Origin of the sequence: Streptomyces macrosporus, from assembly GCF_039533145.1 — a bacterium.
In the GTDB taxonomy this organism is placed as follows: Bacteria; Actinomycetota; Actinomycetes; order Streptomycetales; family Streptomycetaceae; genus Streptomyces; species Streptomyces macrosporus.
The window spans coordinates 1-725 of the sequence record NZ_BAAASZ010000028.1; the positions used below are offsets into that span (position 1 = coordinate 1).

Sequence of the window (725 nt, forward strand, 5' to 3'; positions counted from 1 at the left end):
CGACACCTACGCCGCCGCCCTGCCCAACGGCACCCTCCACGTCGGCACCATCGCGCCCTGATCGCAGCCCCTGCTGCCCCGAAAGCCTCATGCGACCGCCGATGTCCGCCGGCGCCATGAGGTCCCTGGGCGCCGCACCCCATGTGAACAAGCCCGTGGGGTGCGGCCCCCAGGCCGGTGCGCGGCTTCGCCGTACCGGGCGGACATCCACCCGCTCCCCGACACCATCGGAGATCCAGCCATGCCCCAGATCGGCAAGGGCCGAGTGATCGCAGCCTGCGCGGCGATCCCGGCCGGTGCTCTGCTTCTCTCCCTGATCGCCACAGGACCGGCGGGAGCCGCATCGGTCAGTACCTGGGAGAAGGTCGCGGAGTGTGAAAGCGGCGGTAACTGGAGCATCAACACCGGGAACGGTTACTACGGCGGCCTCCAGTTCTCCCTGAGCACCTGGAGGGCGTACGGAGGCACGCAGTACGCCGACTACCCCCATCAGGCGACCAAGCAAGAGCAGATCCTCATAGGGGAGAAGGTCCTGGCCGCACAGGGGGAAGGAGCCTGGCCGGTGTGCGGGCCGAGAGCGGGCCTGGGCAGTGACACGGCGGAGCCCTATCCGAGTTCTCCACCGCCTCCGAGTGTTCCCAGTGGGACGGTGTGGGACCGGTCGCGTTCGGCGAGCGGGACGTGGCAGAGCCACGCCGTGCAGATCGACGACAACGGCGACATCA

1 protein-coding gene is annotated in these 725 nt (G+C 69.1%); it reads left to right on the forward strand.

All coding sequences use genetic code 11. The features are described from left to right. Positions 1 to 241 precede the first annotated feature (241 nt). The coding region (locus ABD335_RS20830; RefSeq protein WP_344325738.1) for a transglycosylase family protein at positions 242 to 725 on the forward strand (484 nt) is incomplete at its 3' end.